Below are 17,745 nucleotides of genomic sequence, written 5' to 3' on the forward strand. Positions count from 1 at the left end.
ATTTAATTTTATACAATTTAATTTCAATTGTCAAATCGCTTTGCTGAAATTTGCTGCTGCGCATACCGCTTCTTCTTTTGACAGGTTCCGCAGGCAATGCTACAATAGCTTAATTAATTGTACACAACTGATTGCTGCGCATAACCTTGGTCCGGAGGGAGAGACAACTAACATGAATGAAGATGAATGGATGAAGCTCGATAATCAAGTTTGCTTTTCCTTATATGCCTGCTCGCGGGAAATTACAAAGCTTTACCGTCCTGTACTAACGGAGCTTGGCTTAACGTATACGCAATATGTCACCCTGCTGTCCTTATGGGAACAGGACAAGGTGACGATGAAAGAGCTGGGCGCGAGACTGCTGCTCGACTCTGGTACGCTGACCCCGCTGCTTAAGAAGCTGGAAGGCATGAACCTTATTACCCGCATCCGCGATAAAGCCGACGAGCGCAATCTCGTTATTCAGTTGACGGACGATGGCCGCGAGCTTAAAAAACGGGTTGCCGACGTTCCGAAACGCGTTTATGGCGGCCTGGACATTACACCCGAGGAGCTTCATGCTATTCATAAGCAGGTACGAGACCTGCTTGGCAAAATAGAAGCTGCACAGCAGCCGATTTAACAGAGGGCAGTCGGCCCATTTCACCCCAAAAAGGATAGAAGAGCAGATACCCTACTGCCTCTTCTATCCTTTTTTGTGTTTTTTCATATCGGCTGCCTATTGACGCATTGGTTGATCGCATGTATAGTTGGTTACATGAGTAACTAACCAGTTTGGTGGTGGACAATGTGAGCATAAGCATCGACGATAGCAGACCCATTTTCATGCAAATTGCCGAGCGCATCGAAGACGATATTATTCAAGGCCTGCTGCCGGAAGAGTCGCAGGTGCCTTCGAAAAATCAATTTGCAGCCTTTTACCAGATCAACCCCGCCACCGCAGCGAAAGGCGTCAATCAATTAGCGGATCAAGGCATTCTTTATAAGAAACGAGGGATTGGCATGTTTGTCGCAACAGGTTCCAGAGCGCTATTGATGGAAAAGCGGCGTGAGCAGTTTTTCGAGCAGTATGTGGTGACGATGATGCATGAGGCCGAGAAGCTGGGCATTACGCCGGAGCAGCTGTCAGATATGATCAGAAGAGGAGGAACCAAGCCATGAGTCCAATTGTCGAGCTGAAGCGGGTAACGAAAGCTTATGGAAATTTCAATGCCGTAAACGAAGTGAGCTTCGTGCTGGAGCCGGATAAAATATACGGTTTGCTCGGACGCAACGGCGCCGGGAAAACGACGATTATGCATATGCTGACTGCCCAGTTGTTCACGACGAGCGGCGAGCTGACGGTCTTCGGCGAAGCCCCTTATGAAAACAACCGTGTACTGAGCCAAATTTGCTTCATTAAGGAGAGCCAGAAATACCCGGACAATTACAGCCTGCTCGATGTATTGGAGCTATCCGCCTCTTTGTTTCCAAACTGGGACCGCACCTTCGTTAATACATTAGTCGAGGAGTTCCAGCTGCCCTTGAAGCGTAAAATCAAAAAAATGTCGCGCGGCATGCACTCCTCTGTCGGCATCATTGTCGGGCTCGCGAGCCGCGCCCCGCTGACGATTTTTGACGAGCCCTATTTGGGACTGGACGCCGTGGCCCGAAATTTATTTTACGATCATCTGCTCACCGATTATGCCGAGCATCCCCGCACGGTCGTGCTGTCCTCCCATCTCATTGATGAGGTCAGCCAGCTGCTGGAGCATGTAATCGTCATCGACAAGGGCAGCATTCTGATTAACGAGGACGCCGAGCTGCTGCGGGGTCGCGCCTACACAGTGGCTGGCTCTGCATCTGAGGTTGAATCGTTTCTCATCGGCAAAACCGTTATTTCCCGCGAGCCCTTTGGCGCCTTGCTCTCTGCCACAGTAGACGGCATGCTCAGCGCAGTTGATCGCAAGCAGGCGACGGCGAGAGGGCTGGAGTTCGGCTCCGTATCTCTACAGCAGCTGATTATTCATCTGACGAATGGCAAAACCGAACGAAAGGCGGCTGATTTGTTATGAATCGCACAATAAGCGTGATCAGGCTGCATCGACGCGATCGATTTAGCTGGTTTTTCATTCCTCTCTTCATTCTCGGCTCCAGTTTTATTGTGAATTTGCTCATTAGTTTATTGATTGACGATAAGGAGAATATGTATACGGGCGGAATCTCCTCTCTATTGGTCTATATATTCGTGCTGGGCATTATCGTCGTCGCACAGACCTTTCCATTTGCGATTAGCTTCAGCATTAGCCGCTTCAATTATTTTGCAGGTACCATCGTAATGGCTCTAATAATCAGCTTCGGCTCGGCGCTCCTGCTGCTGCTTATGTCTATTATTGAAAATCAGCTTACGAACCACTGGTGGTCGGGCTTGTATTTTTTCTACCTGCCGTATTTGAGTGACGGAAATTTGCTCGTACAGCTGCTTACCCTTTTCCTGATCGCTCTGCATTTGTTTTTGTGGGGCTTTGTCTTAGGCAGCTTCTATCGCAAATTCAAGAAAACCGGCATGCTGATTTTGTTTCTTGCATCCGGTGTCGCACTCACCCTTAGCTCCTATATCATTACTCAAAATCATGGGTGGCTCGATATTTGGGCGTGGCTCACCAAGCATACCGCACTCGGCCTCTCCCTGTGGCTCCTTCCTTTCATCCTGCTAAATGCTCTGCTATCCTTCCTTATGCTTAGAAGATCAACGATATAAAAGCTTACTTGAAAGGGGCCGCTTCATCACTCCAGACAGCTGGTGCAAGCGGCTTTTTTCTTGTTCACGCTGCGCCCTTCTAAGCTATGTATTTCCCCCGACTCGTGCATATGCGGTATCGGTATCAAGTTATGCTGCTGTTGAATACATCAATAGTAAACGGCATAACGGCTATGCACTTCAGCAAAAGGGAGGCTGCTATCTATGGACGGGCATAGCGTGAGCGCAAGCTTCGAAGGATTCGAGCAGTTGGACGTGATGGAGGATGCATCTAGCGGGCTCAAAGCGATTATTGCCATTGATCAGACCAAGCTTGGTCCGGCACTGGGCGGCTGCAGAATGTGGACATACGCCTCTGAAGAGGCGGCGATCAGCGACGCTCTTCGGCTGGCGCGCGGCATGACGTACAAAGCGGCGCTTGCCGATATCCCCTACGGGGGAGGCAAAGCCGTCATTATCGGCAATTCTGCCACAGACAAAAGCAGCAAGCTGTTCCGCTCGCTCGGGCGTTTTATTGAGCGGCTTAACGGACGCTATATTACCGGCATGGATCTGGGCACAACTCCGGGCGACATGGATGAGATCGCAAAAGAAACAGGTTATGTGACCGATGTTACCGGCTCGCTGGGAGCAACGGGAAATTTCACAGCGGAAATGACCGCCTATGGCGTATATATCGCAATCCGTATATCGCTTAAGCAAAAATATGGCTCTGAGCAGCTGCAGCAGCGAACGGTCGCTGTACAAGGCCTTGGCAAGGTTGGCTACGCCTTATGCCGCTATTTGCATCAAGCAGGAGCTCGGCTTATTGTCGCTGATTTGAACGACGGGCTAGTCAAGCAGGCGGCCGCACAGTTCGGGGCCACAGCTGTTTCCGTCAACAGCATTCATAAGCAAAGCTGCGATATTTTTTCGCCTTGCGCACTCGGCGGCATATTGACCGACGTGACTCTTCCGGAGCTGAAGTGCCCCATCATTGCGGGCGCCGCCAACAATCAGCTGGCGAATGCCAAGCATGATGCCGCCTTGCAGCAGGCTGGCATTTTGTATGCGCCGGACTATGCCATCAATGCGGGCGGCATTATTGTTACGGCGGCTGAGCTTGACGGCAGCTCCGCTACCTATGCCCGCAGCCAGGTGGAGCGCATCAGCGACAGGCTGGCTCATATTTATGCGCTATCCAGCACGCTTCCGCCAGCGGCGGCAGCGGACGCCATTACGCGGAAACTGCTCGCGAAATAAAGCCGCGCACACGATTTAATGTCAGCCAGCATTCCGCCATGAACAGCCGTCTGGCGTCGTGTCAGCTTCGGCGGAATGCGGCGGCGATCGGCTGGCGATCTCTTTTTTCCATAATCGCACGGAAACTGTGCTTGAATCCGATTAAGCCCCCAAACTAAGATGTCCAACAATTAGGAAACCATGAACAAGCTCCATTCGTATGAAATAGAGCTGCGGTTATTTAACCGCCCTACATAATTCACCCCATGCATCCAGCTATTTTTCTACAGCATCTTATGCCTGATTCCCTCGATGGGACAGGCACACTCTAAAGGAGGACTGAATTTATTTTGAAAAAGCATTTGGCATCTACGATCGTATTTTCCTTGCTGCTCATGGCTGCATTTCCCGCTATGACAGCTGCCGCAGAAACGCTCAAGCTGCTCGTTAATGGCAAAGTCATCACGACGTCTGCTGGCAATGAGGCTTACTTGAGCAGCAGCGACGAGGTCATGATTCCGCTGCGCAGCGCAGCCGAAGGACTTGGTCTGAAAGTTACCCACCATAAAGCGAGCAGCAAGGTTCTGCTTGAAGGGCAGGACCTCAAGGTCACGTTCAGCTCCGGCAGCTCCGAAGCACTAGTGAACGGGGAGAAGCGCACCTTCGACACCGCTTCGGTTCAGCGGCAGGGACGCCTTTATGTCCCGCTCGCTTTTTTCAATAAAGTTCTGGGTTATCAGTACTATTATGAAAGAAGCAAGATGCAAGTCTCGATTGCTACCCCCTTGTCTGAAGCCGAGCGTTGGATAGATCGAGTTACTGCTGCTTTGGATAAAGGCGATTACCAAATGCTGTGGGACGATTACTTCTCGGATACATTCAAGGAACAGGTTTCTGTAGATGTACTAGGAAAATCGTGGGAAAACGCAAAAGTTCAAGCAGGCAGCTACGTTCGCGCAGAGGATATTGTAGTATCTGGAGCGGACGAAGGGATGAAGATGATTACCGCAACTGCTGTATTTGAAAAGATTAGCTTTAACCTTACGCTTTACGTCAACATGGAGAGTACGCTGCTCGAAGGCATGCTCATTACGCCAAAGCCCATCGATAAAGAAGCGCCAGCTACGATTGTTGAAGAAGAGGTTACCGTTGGCGAGGGCACTCCTTATGAGCTCGGTGGAACGTTGACTCTTCCGAAAAATGCCACTGGCCCGCTGACAGCGGTCGTATTGGTCCAAGGCTCGGGCGCATCTGATCGCGATGAGACGGTAAGCGGCTATACGCCATTTCGCGATATTGCTTGGGGACTAGCTGAGCAAGGAATTGCGGTGCTGCGCTATGATAAACGCACATTTGTTTACGGCAGCAGCATGACGACAGAAGCTTTTATGAAAATGACGGTGAAGGAAGAAACCATTGATGACGCCATTGTCGCAGCCAAGCTGCTAAAGGCGGATAAACGGATTGACGCCTCCAAAGTGTATGTAATTGGACATAGCCTTGGCGGCATGCTTGCCCCGCGCATTGATGCAGAAGGCGGCGACTTTGCCGGGCTTGTGCTGCTTGCTGGCTCGCCACGCTCGCTATGGGAAATCGTCTATGACCAGAACCAGGCTTTTATTGCTGCCATGGATGATAAAGATCCCGCCAAACAGGCAAATGCTCAGCTTATAGAAGCCGAATACAAGAAGGCGCAAGCGCTAGGTACGTTGACCGATGCGCAGGCGCAGGCGACGACGGTTTTCTCCCTGCCCGCCTATTACTTTAAGGAAATGGACAATCATCCCGCGAGCGGATATGCCGCAAAACTGACGAAACCAGTGCTTGTCCTGCAGGGCAAGGATGATTTCCAAGTATTTGCGAATAAAGACTATGTGCTGTGGGAGGAGCTGTTCAAAGGGAAATCGAATGCTTCCTTCAAGCTGTACCCAGGCCTTAACCACTTTTTCGTCGATTACAGCGGTGAAGGAGAAGGCACGTTAGCCGAATACAACCATCCAGGCAGCTTTGCTGAACCCGTCATTTCCGATATCGCCAAATGGCTGAAACAGCACGCTTAGCACTTATTATTCAACTCATACAACGAACCGCCAGCTTGGACAAGGAAGCTTTATGCTTCCTTGCTGCCAAGCTGGCGGTTTCTTATTGAAATATAGGAAAGGATATTCTAACGCCATCCTTTCTCTATATTTCTCGGAATGAAACGCGCCGCGCTGCCAAAGGACGGCGACAGCCGTTTCACCTTGAAATATAGGAAAGTCTATCGTAACGCTATCCAGGCTTATTCGCCTTTGAGCAGTTCCTCCATGCCTGCAGCGAGGCTGAGCAGCTTGTTCATCGTCTGCCAGTTCCGCGAAGTGGCAGCTACGCCGAGTTTTTTTTCCAATAAATTATTCGAAAACATCGACTTGCGCACGCTTTGGCGGCAATAAATATACACTTCGCTATCGTGCAGGCGATAGTCGTCCACCTCGCTGCTGCATGCGAGCAGCCGCTGCTTTCCTTCTTCCGTAGGCGCGTCCGCGAGCAGCGCGACATAAATATTTTCACCCTTCTGAAGCTGATCGGCATCAAAAGGGCTGCTTGCGACAATCGTAGCCAGCTCCATATTGGTACGTAGGACGACTGGAACGTCAAATCCGAATACAGCCGTAATTTCCTGCTGGATTTGCAGGCGCAGCTGAGATGCTGGAGCATCTGATTCGAACAGCACATTGCCGCTTTGAATATACGTTTTGACCTGCTGCAAGCCAAGCTGCTCGAACATCCGCTGCAAATCCTGCATTTTGATCATTTTATGCCCGCCGACATTAATGCCACGAAGCAACGCTATATAAATGGCCATCCAACAGCACCTGCCCTCTTCTCAATAATCCTAAGTATAGCATGTACGGCCCCGCGCGCGAACGCTGCTGTAATTGTGATAAAATAGAAATAAACCTAGAGATACATACAGACAAGGTGAAACGGCTGTCGCCGTCCTCTGGCGGCGCGGCGCGTTTCAGTCCGAGAAATATAAGCTAAGTATAAAGAGAAAACTTATACTTTCTTATATTTCAAGCGTAAACGGCTGAAGCCGTCCTTTGGCGGCAAAGCTTCCGTTTCGCGGGTGAAATATAAGCCTATTTATACGTGTAAACTTATAAATTCTTATATTTTGAAATAGAGGAAAAAGGAGCATGGAAGCATGAAACAGGAACTGATGGAACGCTTTATTTCTTATGTTAAAGTGAACACGCAATCGGATGACCGCAGCGAGACTTGTCCGACGACCCCGGGTCAGCTGGTACTTGCCGACCAGTTGGTGGAAGAGCTGATGAAGATCGGCATGGAGGAGGTAACTGTGGATGAGAACGGGTATGTGATGGCTACACTGCCTGCCAATACGGACAAAACGGTGCCGACGATTGGCTTTCTCGCCCATATCGATACTGCGCTGGATTTCACCGGTGAAAATGTAAAGCCGCAAGTGGTCGATAATTACGACGGCGGCGACATTGTACTGAACGAAGCGTTGTCTATCGTATTGTCTCCGTCCGCTTCGCCTGAGCTGAGTCAATATGTGGGACATACGCTAATTACGACCGATGGCACGACGCTGCTGGGCGCAGACAATAAAGCGGGCATTGCCGAAATTATGACGGCAATGGTGTATTTGATTCAGCATCCGGAAGTGAAGCATGGAAAAATCCGCGTCGCCTTTACCCCGGATGAGGAAATCGGCCGTGGGCCGCATCGTTTCGACGTTGCCGCATTCGGTGCAGATTATGCCTATACGATGGATGGCGGGCCGCTTGGCGAGCTGCAATACGAGAGCTTTAATGCAGCTGCCGCCCACATTATTTGCAAAGGCACGAACGTGCACCCTGGCACGGCTAAGGGTAAAATGGTCCATTCGGCGAAAATCGCCATGGAATTGCACAGTCAGCTTCCTGCAGAAGAAGCGCCGGAATTTACTGAAGGCTACGAAGGCTTTTATCATTTGATTCAAATGAGCGGCGACGTGGAGAAGTCCGAGCTGCGCTATATTATCCGCGATTTTGACCAAGAAGGCTTTGCGGGACGCAAGCAGAAGCTGGCGGACATCGTCAGCGGGCTAAAGCTTAAATATGGCGAGTCGAGCATAGAACTGAACATTCGGGATCAATATTTTAATATGCGCGATAAAATTGAACCGGTTATCGGCATCGTAAATCAAGCGAAGCTGGCCATGGAGAATCTCGGCATTAAGCCGGATATTAAACCGATTCGCGGCGGCACCGATGGCTCGCAGCTTTCCTACATGGGGCTTCCTACGCCTAATGTGTTCACCGGTGGGGAAAATTATCATGGCCGCTACGAATACGCTTCGGTCGACAATATGCTGAAAGCCGTTCAGGTCATCGTGGAAATTGCTAAGCTTGCGGAAGCAGAAGCTTAATAGAGCTCCTGCAGCATTAGCTTAAAATTCAAAAGTAAAAGAACCTTCGCTCTACACCGATACGGTGTAGTCGAGGGTTCTTTTACTTTGCAGTTTCAAGTGTCAAGCTTGCAGCTCTCATCTGCTGCCATTTTTGGTCAAACAGATACAACGAATATCTGCATATGTGTATTCCATCACGAGGTTGGACGGTCAATGGAAAAACGTGCGCCGAGCCCTGCATAATCGCTGCCTGCAAGTCTGGCAATAGGCGCAAGCTGGTCGGCGTCAATATAACCGCGCTCATCGTAAACCGTCTCGTCGAGATGATAAAATACGACCTTGCCGATTAATAAATCGCAGGCAGGCACATCGTCCGTTCCGCCGAGCGGAATGGCCTTCTCCAGGACGCATTCCATCCGGATTTTCGCTTCAGCTACACCAGGCACGGCAATCCTCACGCTCGGAACCGGCGTAAGCCCTGCTGCTGCAACCTCGCTTTCCTCTGGCGGCAAATTAGCCGCCGTTACATTCAGCTGTTCAATATACGATTGGTCGGCAATATGCACGACGAACGCCCCTGCCTCTATTGCATTGCGGGCAGTATCCTTCTGCTGTCCGCCCTGCTTCCGCTGTACCGAAACCGATAGCAGCGGCGGATTGGACGATACGATATTGAAATAGCTGTATGGCGCAGCATTGAGTACGCCGCCTGAAGACAGCGTCGTCACGAAAGCAATTGGCCGTGGTATAATGCTGCCCGAAAGCAGCTTATAATTGTCGCGGGGCGAGCGTTCAGACGGATCAATCGTTACCATCATGGGCAAATGACCTCGGCATACCAGGCTGCGGCTGCTTCAACTTCGCTGCCCGTCAACTGATGGCCGTAGTTTTCCCAATGTACGCTAACCGCTGCTCCCGCGCCGGACAGCATCGCTTGAAGCTCTTTCGTCTCTTGCGGCGGGCACATCTGGTCATTGCGGCCTGCTCCGATGAAGCAGGAAATGCCGGTCATATCGGGAAGCTCTAGGCTGCGAAGCGGAACCATCGGATGATGCAAAATCGCTCCGCGGAAAGCATCCTTGTAATGGAACATCAGGCTGCCCGCGATGTTGGCTCCATTGGAGTAGCCGATAGCGACGAGATTTTCACGATCGAAGCCATAGTCGACTGCCGCCTGGTCCAGAAAATCATGGAGCTCCTTCGTGCGGAGCACCAAATCCTCCTCGTCAAAAACTCCTTCGGCCAGTCTGCGGAAATAACGGGACAACCCATTTTCCAGTACATTGCCTCTAATGCTTAGCACCGATGCTGTAGGGTCAATTCGGCCAGCCAGCGGCAGCAAATCGCGCTCCGTTCCTCCGGTACCGTGCAGCAGCACCAAAACTGGCGCTGCTGCGTTCGTGCCTTGCTGATAAATATGTTTCATTGTCCATTCTCCTCTCATTCACGGTACTTGGATAGGCGGAAGCAGCCGCACAATATCCTCGCGATGCTGTTCAAACCATTCTGGCAGCATCAGTTTTTCACCGAGATGTTCCGGCTCCTCGTCACGTGCAAAGCCTGGAGGATCAGTTGCAATCTCGAATAATATGCCGCCTTCTTCGCGGAAATAAATCGCATGGAAATATTGTCTGTCGATTATTGGTGTAGGATGGTAGCCATTAGTCTCCACATGGCTTCTCCACAGCGCATGCTCTACATCGTCTTTCGCACGCCATGCAATATGATGGACCGTACCGGAACCGCCGTGTCCGGGCTCCACACGCTCAATCGGAAGATCAATGATATTGCCGATATCTGCGGATGATCTGAAACGCGCATAACCAGCATCCTCACCGATTTTGCTTAGTCCCATCACCTCTTCCAGCAAACGGAACGTTTTCTCTGGAGCCGAGCTGTACAAAATCGCTCCGCCAAAGCCTTTAATGGCTTTATCTGTCGGCACTCCCGCGTAAGACCAATCGCTTAGCGGGCCTTCCTCCCGGGCTACAAGCTCAAGCTGCAAGCCATCTGGGTCAACGAACTGTACATACGACTCGCCGAACCGCTCCGTTTCGGTGAACGGAACCTCATATTTTGCCAAACGCTCTTTCCAAAAATCAAGCGCCCCCGCAGGAACAACATAAGTGGTTACCCCAACCTGTCCTCCGCCAATCACACCTTTACGACCGTGTGCAAAAGGGAAGAAGGTCATGATCGTGCCTGGGCTGCCGGCTTGATCTCCAAAATACAGATGATACACTTCTGGAGCATCGAAGTTGATTGTTTTTTTCACGAGCCGTTGGGCAAGTACGCCCGCATAGAAAGTAACCGTTGCCTGTGCGTTCGATACGAAAGCTGTAATGTGGTGAATGCCTGCTGTTTGTTGTGTCATTATAAACACTCCTCTATTATATCATGGATTTGAGAATCTTTAAATTAAGATATTGGGGCTGAGTGATAGAAAGAAGTGACGATACAGGATACCAAGCCTCTTCTACTTAAAAGCATCCTGCGCGTGTCTGCCGAGCTTCTTGAGCAGCTCGCTTGCCAGCTTCTGTTCCTCTGTCGTCAAGCCGCTAACCGCTTCTGTAATAATGGTTGCATGTGCCGGGAATACTTCCTCAATAAATTGTGTGCCTTGGCTCGTTATTTCTGCGAAGATGAGCCTGCGATCATCAGCTGAAGCTCTACGCTGCACAAGCTGCTTCTTCTCAAGCTTATCTATGACGTAGGTAATGTTGCCGCTGCTCATCAGCACCTTACCGCCAATTTGCTGCAATGGCTGTGGACCTTTGTGATACAGCATTTCCAGTACGCCGAATTCCGTACGATTCAAGCCATGCTTGCGAATGTCCCGGTCGCCGTGGGCGTTAATCCATTGGCTGGCCCGGTTGAGCGCAATGTAGAGCTTCAAAGCACTGTCTTCGGCTTCCTGCTGTGACACTTTCATCTTGCTGGCTGCCTCTTTCATTGCCCTCACCTCCTTGCATTTATTATCTTAAATTTAAGATACTACAATTAAAGATAAATTGCAAGCTTTTGTCGTAACTTTTTTCATCCCCTTTTTCACACCAGCCTGTCTGCTCTATCCTTGGCGTTCATTATGATATAATGGAGAGTATGACCTACAAGTCAATTTACAGTATAGGAGGTTGTTGTTATTATGACCCATTCACATACCGTTCCTCTTTCTATCCTTGATCTCGCTCCCGTTGTTGAAGGCGGCAATGCAACCGACGCTTTCAAAAATACCCGCGATCTCGCCCAGCATGCTGAGCGTTGGGGCTATCAGCGCTATTGGCTGGCTGAGCATCACAATATGCAAGGCATTGCCAGCGCCGCTACCTCAGTACTCATCGGCTATGTGGCCGAAGGCACGAGCACGATCCGCGTCGGCTCCGGTGGTATTATGCTGCCCAACCATGCGCCGCTTATGATAGCCGAGCAATTCGGCACACTCGCCTCGATGTATCCGGGACGCATTGATCTTGGACTCGGGCGTGCGCCAGGCTCAGACCAAGCCACTGCCCGCGCGCTGCGCCGTGGACTTAATAGCAATAACGGCCAAGACTTCCCTGAGCTGCTTGGCGAGCTTCGCCATTTTCTAAACCCTTCTATAGAAGAAGGAGTTCCTGCGGTTCGCGCATTCCCCGGCGAAGGGCTCGATATTCCGATCTGGCTGCTAGGCTCCAGCGGCTTTAGCGCTCAGCTAGCGGGGCAGCTGGGATTGCCGTTTGCTTTCGCCAGCCATTTTGCGCCAGACTATTTAATGCAGGCGTTGCATTTGTACCGCAGCAGCTTCCGCCCTTCGGCGGCGCTGGAGCAGCCTCATGTCATGATTGGCGTAAATATTCTCGCCGCCGATACAGATGAAGAAGCTCGCTTCCTCGCTTCCTCGCAGGAGCAGCAGTTCCTGCACCTCATCCGCGGCCAGACGAGCAAGCTGAAGCCGCCCGTTGCGAATATGGATGAACTGTGGAATGAGCAGGAGAAGGTTGTCGTCCGCAGCAAATTCAGCTTCGGCGCAGCCGGAAGCAAGGAAACGGTTCGCAGCAGAATCGCCGACATTATTGAAAAAACAGGCGCTGATGAGTTGATGATAACTGGCTCTGCTTATGAGCATCAAGCGCGTCTTCGCTCTTTTGAATTAATTGCTGAGATTATGAAAGAGGGCTAAGGCTGATTCGTCTCTATAGCCCGTATTACGTCAAATCAAGAAATCCCCCTGGACGCTTTCGCGTAATCAGGGGGATTTCTTCTATATATAGGTAAGACGAAACCATTCATCAGCAAAAAAACGTTAGTGTGGGAAAATATCCTAATCCACCCAAACGATTGGCTGCTTATCATGAGATTGTACGCTGCTTGGCGGGGCCGCTAGAATACGACCCGGAATGTCGTCCCCTCCTCGCTTGATTCAATCTCGATATCGGCGCCATGATGCTCCGCAATGCTGCGGCACACCGCAAGTCCAAGCCCGGTTCCCGTTTCTTTCGTCGTATAAAAGGGAGTGAAAATCGCTTCAATATGCTCCTTCGGGATGCCATGGCCTTGATCGGCCACTTCCAGTATAACGCTGCCTTGATTCATTCTCGTCCGAATGGTAAGCTCGCCGCCGCTTTCCATCGCCTCTATCGCATTACGCGTCAAATTCAGCAGCAGCTGGCGAATTTCCTTTTCTTCCACGTTAACCGGAGACGTAGCATGCAGATCAAGCACAATTAAAATGTTGGAGTAGGCCGCATCCGCTTCCAGCAGCGGCAGTATATTCGAAACGAGAACATCCAGCTGCTTCTGTTCTTTTTGCACAAAACGGGTATTCGCCAGCGATAAATATTCTGAAATAATGCCGTTAGCGCGATCGAGCTCGCTAATCATTAAATTCAACGTATCGCGGTAAGAGGCGAGCGTCGTATTTTTCTGCATCAGCTGTAAAAATCCTTTAATCGTCGTCATCGGGTTGCGTACCTCATGGGCAATGCTTGCCGCCATAGAGCTCAGCAAATTCAGCTTGTCCATGAGTAGAAGATGCTTTTTGGCTTTGCGCAGCTCCGTAATATCGATAGCAAAGGCGAGAAAATAACGCTTATCCTTCAGCTCCAGCACCTCGCCCGATATAACGCCATAGCCCGTATCTCCAGACTGCCGCAGGAAGGGAAGCTCAATATTCTCTAATAACCCCTGAGCTGGAATCGCTTGCATAATACTGCTTACAAAATGGGAATAATGCCCCCGCCGAATCGTCTGCGAGAACTTCTGATTCATCTCTATAATCGTCGCTGTTTCCAAATCTATGAGAAAGTTCATTGTTGCATTCGTGTGAAAAGCACTCGTAAATTTTAGGTTCGAAAGCTCCAGATGCTCCTGCGCCCGGCGGTATTCCGTCACATTGCGCCAGCTGCAGGCGAAGCCATCCCCCATTTTATAATAGAGCACATCATAGCTTTCCTCATCCGTCAGCCACTTATTGTATACCCGCTCCTGCCTTAAAACGGGTTTGCCGCTGCTCGTCACCTGCTTCAGAACCGCCCTGATCTCTTCTGTAAAATCAGGAAAAAGCTGCGACCACAGCCGGCCCACAGCTTCATCTTTCGAATAATTCATCATGCGGCAAAAGGTATCATTCATGTACTCCGACCGATAATCAATAATATCGCCGAATTCATCCCGGATTGTCTTGTAATAGCTGAAGCCATCCAGCAAATTGTCGAGGCAGGAACGATACCAAAGCTCCTGTGCCGCCAGATGCTGCTCGAAGCTTTTCTGATGATGCACATCGCGACCTATGACATAAAAATACATATTGATTTGATCCAGCGAGACATTCCATTGCAGCCATTTATAAGAGCCGTCTGCGCAGCGGAATCGATTCAAGTATCCGCTCAGCTCTCTACCCTGTATTAATTGTGGGACCAAAGCATCCATTGAAGCTATATCGTCGGGATGCATATACGAATAAAAATCTTTCATACTATTCAATAAGACAGGATAGCCCAGCATCTTCTGCAAGCCACTGTTATAGTGCACAACGCGGCCGTTGCAGTCCATGACCACAAGCATGTCAAAAGATAGCTCAAATAAATTTTTGAAGTGATCCACCGCCGCAATCTCCTTTTCGCAACAAACTGTTTTCCTGCCTGGCAGGCAACTAGCGCACACGCTTCAACCCGATATTTATCGATTATTGTTATATTATAGCTTATTTTCACGCTCTATGAGTTCCTTTATTTAGGCGAACTAAACACCCCTGTTCTACTAATAGAACAGGGGTGTTTAGGGTGCTGTATCGTTATTCTACTTTAAATTCGCCAGCTGCTTGCGCCAGCTCATTGCTCAAGCTTTCGATCGTTTCAACCATCTCCGCAAGGTTCTGTACCATTGCCGATTGCTCCTGTACCGTTGCTGTTACTTCCTCCACGGAAGCGGATACCTGCTCAATAATTTCGCGAATATTATCGGTAATGTAGCCAAAGGTTTGCTGCGTCTGATGCACACTGCTGTTGTGCTGCTCCGAGATGGACTCTATCGCCTTCACGCTGTGATCGCTTCGCTCTACGCATTCAATCGTCTGGGCGACGATTTTATTAATATCTTGGGATTGCAGCGAAGTCTGCTCGGCTAGCTTGCGAATTTCCGAGGCGACGACTGCAAAGCCGCGGCCCTGCTCTCCTGCTCTTGCTGCTTCAATCGAGGCATTCAAGGCAAGCAGCTGCGTCTGACCCGCAATATCAGAAATCGCTCCAGTAATTTGGCGGATGCCCGATGAGCTTTCCGCCAGCTGCGCGGTGACCTCGGAAATGCTGCGCACCTCCGACTCGCTGCGATGATTGATTTCCACCAAAGCCTCGATAACCTCGTAGTTGGCTTTGAATACTTGCGCAACGGAGTCTGCCTTCGTTCTAATTTCCTGCGACTTGCTGCTTACGTCAGCAATTTTGTCGCCGACCTCCAGAAACTTGTCTACAATCGATTCCGTATCATTGGCCTGCGATTCCATCGCCTTGGCAATTTCCTGCGTCGTTCTGGAAGTTTCAGCGATTGAAAGATTCGTTTTCTTCGACGTTTCATCCAGCTCTGACATGCTGGTCTTCAGCACAGCAATCGAGCTGTTCATGCTCGTAATAAGCTGTTTATTGCGCAAGGCCATGACGTCGAAGCTGTCGGCCAGCACCTTGAATTCACCGCTGTATTTCCCTGTAGCTGTTACCGTCAAATCGCCCGTAGCCATCGTTTTGAACAGCCTCGTCAGACGGCCGATTGGCCGCGTAACGAGCATGGAAATCAAGATGCCTGCCGCGCTTGAACCATGACGAGTATCGTTTCTGTACCCTGCATCCCCGTGATGCTCGTTGTTAATTGCTCATCAACGCTATTCATCAAATCATTGTCAGCTGAGAAAAACTGTTCCTCTGTCATGGAATTGCCATTATGCAAATTAACGACATCTAAAATCGTTTTTTGGACTGAGAGCAAGTATACCGATTGCTGAGCCAACTCCATATTTGAATACAGCTCTTCTCCAATTCGGTCCGAGGTCGAACGGATTTCATGCTTGCTGTTTTCCAAAGTCATAATTGCAGCAATGCGATAGCATAATATACATGTGCCTGCGAGTACAATGCTGACTAGTAAACAGATCATGACGGGAAGCTTAATTCGGAAAGACATTTTTGTAAAAAATTGCTTTGGATTGGCTCGATTTATCTCGTCATACCCCTCTTACTTTTAAAGTTAACCTATATTACTTGTTATATCGGTTAACGGAATCAAGTTTATAAGTAGCAATTATATAGGTTTTGCAAATTTTATTGTAGAATAGTTCTGGGATATTTACCCTTAATTGAGAATATCGAACATGGAAAAACAAGGCATAAGGACTTTTCTCGTCCCCATGCCTTGTTTATCGAATGCTGCTTGGCAGCATCTATAGAGCGTTTCCCCTTCTACATCGAGGAGCCGAATTGAATCCACGCTTGCTGGATTTCGGTAATCGTCTGCTCCTTCGTTTTCCCGCCACTAATGTAGCTCTGCATCAGCTCGCCAAATTTTTGATGGAACGTGTCGAGGGAATAGTTGACCGAAAGGTCACCTGATTTCTCCGTCTTTAAAATCTCTTCCATCTGCTTCGGCATATCCAGATCCGGCAGCGCTGCATCTTTAATCGGCGGAATGACCTTCGCGACTTCCGAGAACCATTTTTTACCGTAGTCGGACGTGTACAGCCAGTTGAAAAATTCAATGGTTTCTGCCGCAACAGCGGAATCCTTGTTAATGCGCAGCGCTTGGTCTGCTCCCGTTACAAGCAGCGCTTGCTCCGGCTTATCGCTTACCGGGTAGCCTGCAATGCCAATCTCGATGTCAGGCGTAATTTTCTTGATCGCTTCCTCGTCCCATGCGCCCTTGCCGGTCATGAAGGCCGCTTTGCCTGAAGCAAAGTCACTTACTTCGGCGTTGCTGTCACGCTCCAGCGGCTTGTCTGTTCCATGCTTCACAGTCAGATCGATGAAATTAAAGAAATTGTCGCTGAGCACGGGATGGTCTTTAAATGTCGTTTCACCCGCGATGAACTGGTCAACCAGCGCTTTCGGCGTTGTGCCTGCATCTTCCGCCGCAGCGTTGACGAAGTTTTGGAAAATATGCTTCCATACCCACCACTCTTTGTAGGCATTGGCAAATGGCGTGATGCCCTTCGCTTCCAGCTTGGCAATTGCATCCTCAAGCTCCGCAGTCGTCTTCGGAGCGGCAGCAATGCCGGCGTCCGCCAAAAGCTTTTTATTATAAATCATCATCATTAAGTTGCCCTTGACCGGAAGCCCCAGCACCTTGCCATCGCTCGACGTCATATTCACACGGACCGCATCCATCATGGCTGCCGCAAGCGGCTCATTCGTCAAATCAGCGCTGTATTCGGCAAAGGTGTCAATGTCGCCGCCCGCCGTCGTCTGGAATACATCCGGCGTGCTGCCGGCAGCGATTTTCGACTTCAGCACCGTATTGTAGTCGGCTTGCATAATTTCCAGATTGATTGTGACGTTCGGCTTCACTTTTTTGTATTCGGCAATGTAAGCATTAAACGCATCGGTATATTCGGGAGAAGCGGTGAACATGTTGATCGTAACCGGTTTAGCCTCATTCGCAGCGCCGCCAGCATCAGCTGTGCTGCTCGCTTCTGGCGTAGTGCTGTTAGTGCTGGTAGTGCTGCCATTGCCGCTGCCGCAAGCAGCCAGCATGACCGAAGCCAGAACGATACTGGTGGACATGGACATGATTTTTTTGAACATGGTAGGGCCCCCATTTCTTTTCGCTTGGAATACAAGTCTTCGCTGCTTATTCTAAAGAAAAGGATAGGAGATAAAAATGCAGATAAGTGGTGTATTAAGGGTAAAAAAGTGGTGTATGA

At 49.9% G+C, this 17,745-nt stretch carries 17 protein-coding genes; 8 read left to right on the plus strand and 9 right to left on the minus strand.

Translation table 11 applies throughout. From position 1 onward, the window contains the following. The first annotated feature begins 172 nt into the window (after nt 1-172). The 6 genes from AC6B99_RS17550 to AC6B99_RS17575 all read left to right on the plus strand — a co-directional run bounded on the left by AC6B99_RS17550 (nt 173) and on the right by AC6B99_RS17575 (nt 6,021). Nucleotides 173-622, plus strand: a complete 450-nt coding sequence (locus AC6B99_RS17550) for a MarR family winged helix-turn-helix transcriptional regulator (protein ID WP_056036504.1) — start codon at nt 173-175, stop codon at nt 620-622. 167 nt (nt 623-789) lie between these two features. Continuing rightward, nucleotides 790-1,161, plus strand: coding sequence for a GntR family transcriptional regulator (locus AC6B99_RS17555; RefSeq protein WP_056036502.1), 372 nt, complete (start codon nt 790-792; stop codon nt 1,159-1,161). After that, on the plus strand, nt 1,158-2,054 hold the full coding sequence (locus tag AC6B99_RS17560; protein ID WP_496663884.1) for an ABC transporter ATP-binding protein: 897 nt from the start codon (nt 1,158-1,160) through the stop codon (nt 2,052-2,054). Before AC6B99_RS17555 ends, AC6B99_RS17560 begins: the two co-directional genes overlap by 4 nt. Next, nucleotides 2,051-2,740 carry a hypothetical protein gene (locus AC6B99_RS17565; RefSeq protein WP_496663885.1) on the plus strand — a complete coding sequence of 230 codons (690 nt, stop codon included), beginning with the start codon at nt 2,051-2,053 and terminating at the stop codon, nt 2,738-2,740. Before AC6B99_RS17560 ends, AC6B99_RS17565 begins: the two co-directional genes overlap by 4 nt. Before the next feature lie 204 nt (nt 2,741-2,944). After that, nucleotides 2,945-3,982: a Leu/Phe/Val dehydrogenase gene (locus AC6B99_RS17570; protein ID WP_056036495.1), complete on the plus strand. Its 1,038-nt coding sequence runs from the start codon at nt 2,945-2,947 to the stop codon at nt 3,980-3,982. Nucleotides 3,983-4,311: 329 nt separating this feature from the next. Next, nucleotides 4,312-6,021 (plus strand): alpha/beta fold hydrolase, encoded by a 1,710-nt coding sequence (locus tag AC6B99_RS17575; protein ID WP_496663886.1) that lies wholly within the window; start codon nt 4,312-4,314, stop codon nt 6,019-6,021. A 221-nt stretch (nt 6,022-6,242) separates the two neighbouring features. Here the strand turns inward: AC6B99_RS17575 and AC6B99_RS17580 are convergent, their stop codons facing one another. Further along, nucleotides 6,243-6,806 (minus strand): DUF1697 domain-containing protein, encoded by a 564-nt coding sequence (locus AC6B99_RS17580; RefSeq protein WP_496663887.1) that lies wholly within the window; start codon nt 6,804-6,806, stop codon nt 6,243-6,245. A gap of 342 nt (nt 6,807-7,148) precedes the next feature. Here AC6B99_RS17580 and pepT point away from each other — a divergent pair, with 342 nt between their 5' ends. Next, complete coding sequence (gene pepT, locus AC6B99_RS17585; RefSeq protein ID WP_496663888.1) at nt 7,149-8,381, plus strand: peptidase T; 1,233 nt, start codon at nt 7,149-7,151, stop codon at nt 8,379-8,381. A 176-nt stretch (nt 8,382-8,557) separates the two neighbouring features. On the opposite strand, the gene AC6B99_RS17590 is transcribed toward pepT, so the two are convergent. The 4 genes from AC6B99_RS17590 to AC6B99_RS17605 all read right to left on the minus strand — a co-directional run bounded on the left by AC6B99_RS17590 (nt 8,558) and on the right by AC6B99_RS17605 (nt 11,316). Beyond that, nucleotides 8,558-9,178, minus strand: a complete 621-nt coding sequence (locus AC6B99_RS17590; protein WP_496663971.1) for a flavin reductase family protein — start codon at nt 9,176-9,178, stop codon at nt 8,558-8,560. Next, nucleotides 9,178-9,789, minus strand: a complete 612-nt coding sequence (locus AC6B99_RS17595) for an alpha/beta hydrolase (RefSeq protein ID WP_496663889.1) — start codon at nt 9,787-9,789, stop codon at nt 9,178-9,180. The genes AC6B99_RS17590 and AC6B99_RS17595 overlap by 1 nt, the downstream gene beginning before the upstream one ends. An 18-nt stretch (nt 9,790-9,807) precedes the next feature. After that, nucleotides 9,808-10,737 (minus strand): ring-cleaving dioxygenase, encoded by a 930-nt coding sequence (locus AC6B99_RS17600; RefSeq protein ID WP_496663890.1) that lies wholly within the window; start codon nt 10,735-10,737, stop codon nt 9,808-9,810. A 102-nt stretch (nt 10,738-10,839) separates the two neighbouring features. Next, nucleotides 10,840-11,316 (minus strand): MarR family winged helix-turn-helix transcriptional regulator, encoded by a 477-nt coding sequence (locus tag AC6B99_RS17605; RefSeq protein ID WP_235533183.1) that lies wholly within the window; start codon nt 11,314-11,316, stop codon nt 10,840-10,842. A gap of 192 nt (nt 11,317-11,508) precedes the next feature. Between AC6B99_RS17605 and AC6B99_RS17610 the strand changes: the two genes are divergently transcribed. After that, the gene (locus AC6B99_RS17610; protein WP_056036486.1) at nt 11,509-12,522 is read left to right on the plus strand and encodes an LLM class flavin-dependent oxidoreductase; all 1,014 of its coding nucleotides are present in this window, start codon (nt 11,509-11,511) and stop codon (nt 12,520-12,522) included. Nucleotides 12,523-12,722: 200 nt separating this feature from the next. On the opposite strand, the gene AC6B99_RS17615 is transcribed toward AC6B99_RS17610, so the two are convergent. From AC6B99_RS17615 to AC6B99_RS17630, 4 genes are all read right to left on the minus strand, one after another. Then, nucleotides 12,723-14,444, minus strand: coding sequence for a PAS domain S-box protein (locus AC6B99_RS17615; protein ID WP_494880926.1), 1,722 nt, complete (start codon nt 14,442-14,444; stop codon nt 12,723-12,725). A gap of 190 nt (nt 14,445-14,634) precedes the next feature. After that, nucleotides 14,635-15,621: a methyl-accepting chemotaxis protein gene (locus AC6B99_RS17620; RefSeq protein ID WP_496663891.1), complete on the minus strand. Its 987-nt coding sequence runs from the start codon at nt 15,619-15,621 to the stop codon at nt 14,635-14,637. 5 nt (nt 15,622-15,626) lie between these two features. After that, nucleotides 15,627-16,013 carry a hypothetical protein gene (locus tag AC6B99_RS17625; RefSeq protein ID WP_496663892.1) on the minus strand — a complete coding sequence of 129 codons (387 nt, stop codon included), beginning with the start codon at nt 16,011-16,013 and terminating at the stop codon, nt 15,627-15,629. A 275-nt stretch (nt 16,014-16,288) separates the two neighbouring features. After that, a complete protein-coding gene (locus AC6B99_RS17630; RefSeq protein WP_494880921.1) occupies nt 16,289-17,626 on the minus strand; it encodes a type 2 periplasmic-binding domain-containing protein in 1,338 nt (445 codons plus the stop codon). Between the last annotated feature and the right edge of the window lie 119 nt (nt 17,627-17,745).

It is taken from the genome of Paenibacillus liaoningensis, from assembly GCF_059609455.1.

Coding starts and splice junctions, on each gene's coding strand:
- AC6B99_RS17550 (WP_056036504.1), top strand. CDS start 173: ATGAATGAAGATGAATGGATGAAGCTCGATAATCAAGTTTGCTTTTCC.
- AC6B99_RS17560 (WP_496663884.1), top strand. CDS start 1,158: ATGAGTCCAATTGTCGAGCTGAAGCGGGTAACGAAAGCTTATGGAAAT.
- AC6B99_RS17565 (WP_496663885.1), top strand. CDS start 2,051: ATGAATCGCACAATAAGCGTGATCAGGCTGCATCGACGCGATCGATTT.
- AC6B99_RS17570 (WP_056036495.1), top strand. CDS start 2,945: ATGGACGGGCATAGCGTGAGCGCAAGCTTCGAAGGATTCGAGCAGTTG.
- AC6B99_RS17580 (WP_496663887.1), bottom strand. CDS start 6,806: ATGGCCATTTATATAGCGTTGCTTCGTGGCATTAATGTCGGCGGGCAT.
- pepT (WP_496663888.1), top strand. CDS start 7,149: ATGAAACAGGAACTGATGGAACGCTTTATTTCTTATGTTAAAGTGAAC.
- AC6B99_RS17590 (WP_496663971.1), bottom strand. CDS start 9,178: ATGGTAACGATTGATCCGTCTGAACGCTCGCCCCGCGACAATTATAAG.
- AC6B99_RS17595 (WP_496663889.1), bottom strand. CDS start 9,789: ATGAAACATATTTATCAGCAAGGCACGAACGCAGCAGCGCCAGTTTTG.
- AC6B99_RS17600 (WP_496663890.1), bottom strand. CDS start 10,737: ATGACACAACAAACAGCAGGCATTCACCACATTACAGCTTTCGTATCG.
- AC6B99_RS17605 (WP_235533183.1), bottom strand. CDS start 11,316: ATGAAAGAGGCAGCCAGCAAGATGAAAGTGTCACAGCAGGAAGCCGAA.
- AC6B99_RS17610 (WP_056036486.1), top strand. CDS start 11,509: ATGACCCATTCACATACCGTTCCTCTTTCTATCCTTGATCTCGCTCCC.
- AC6B99_RS17620 (WP_496663891.1), bottom strand. CDS start 15,621: ATGCTCGTTACGCGGCCAATCGGCCGTCTGACGAGGCTGTTCAAAACG.
- AC6B99_RS17625 (WP_496663892.1), bottom strand. CDS start 16,013: ATGTCTTTCCGAATTAAGCTTCCCGTCATGATCTGTTTACTAGTCAGC.
- AC6B99_RS17630 (WP_494880921.1), bottom strand. CDS start 17,626: ATGTTCAAAAAAATCATGTCCATGTCCACCAGTATCGTTCTGGCTTCG.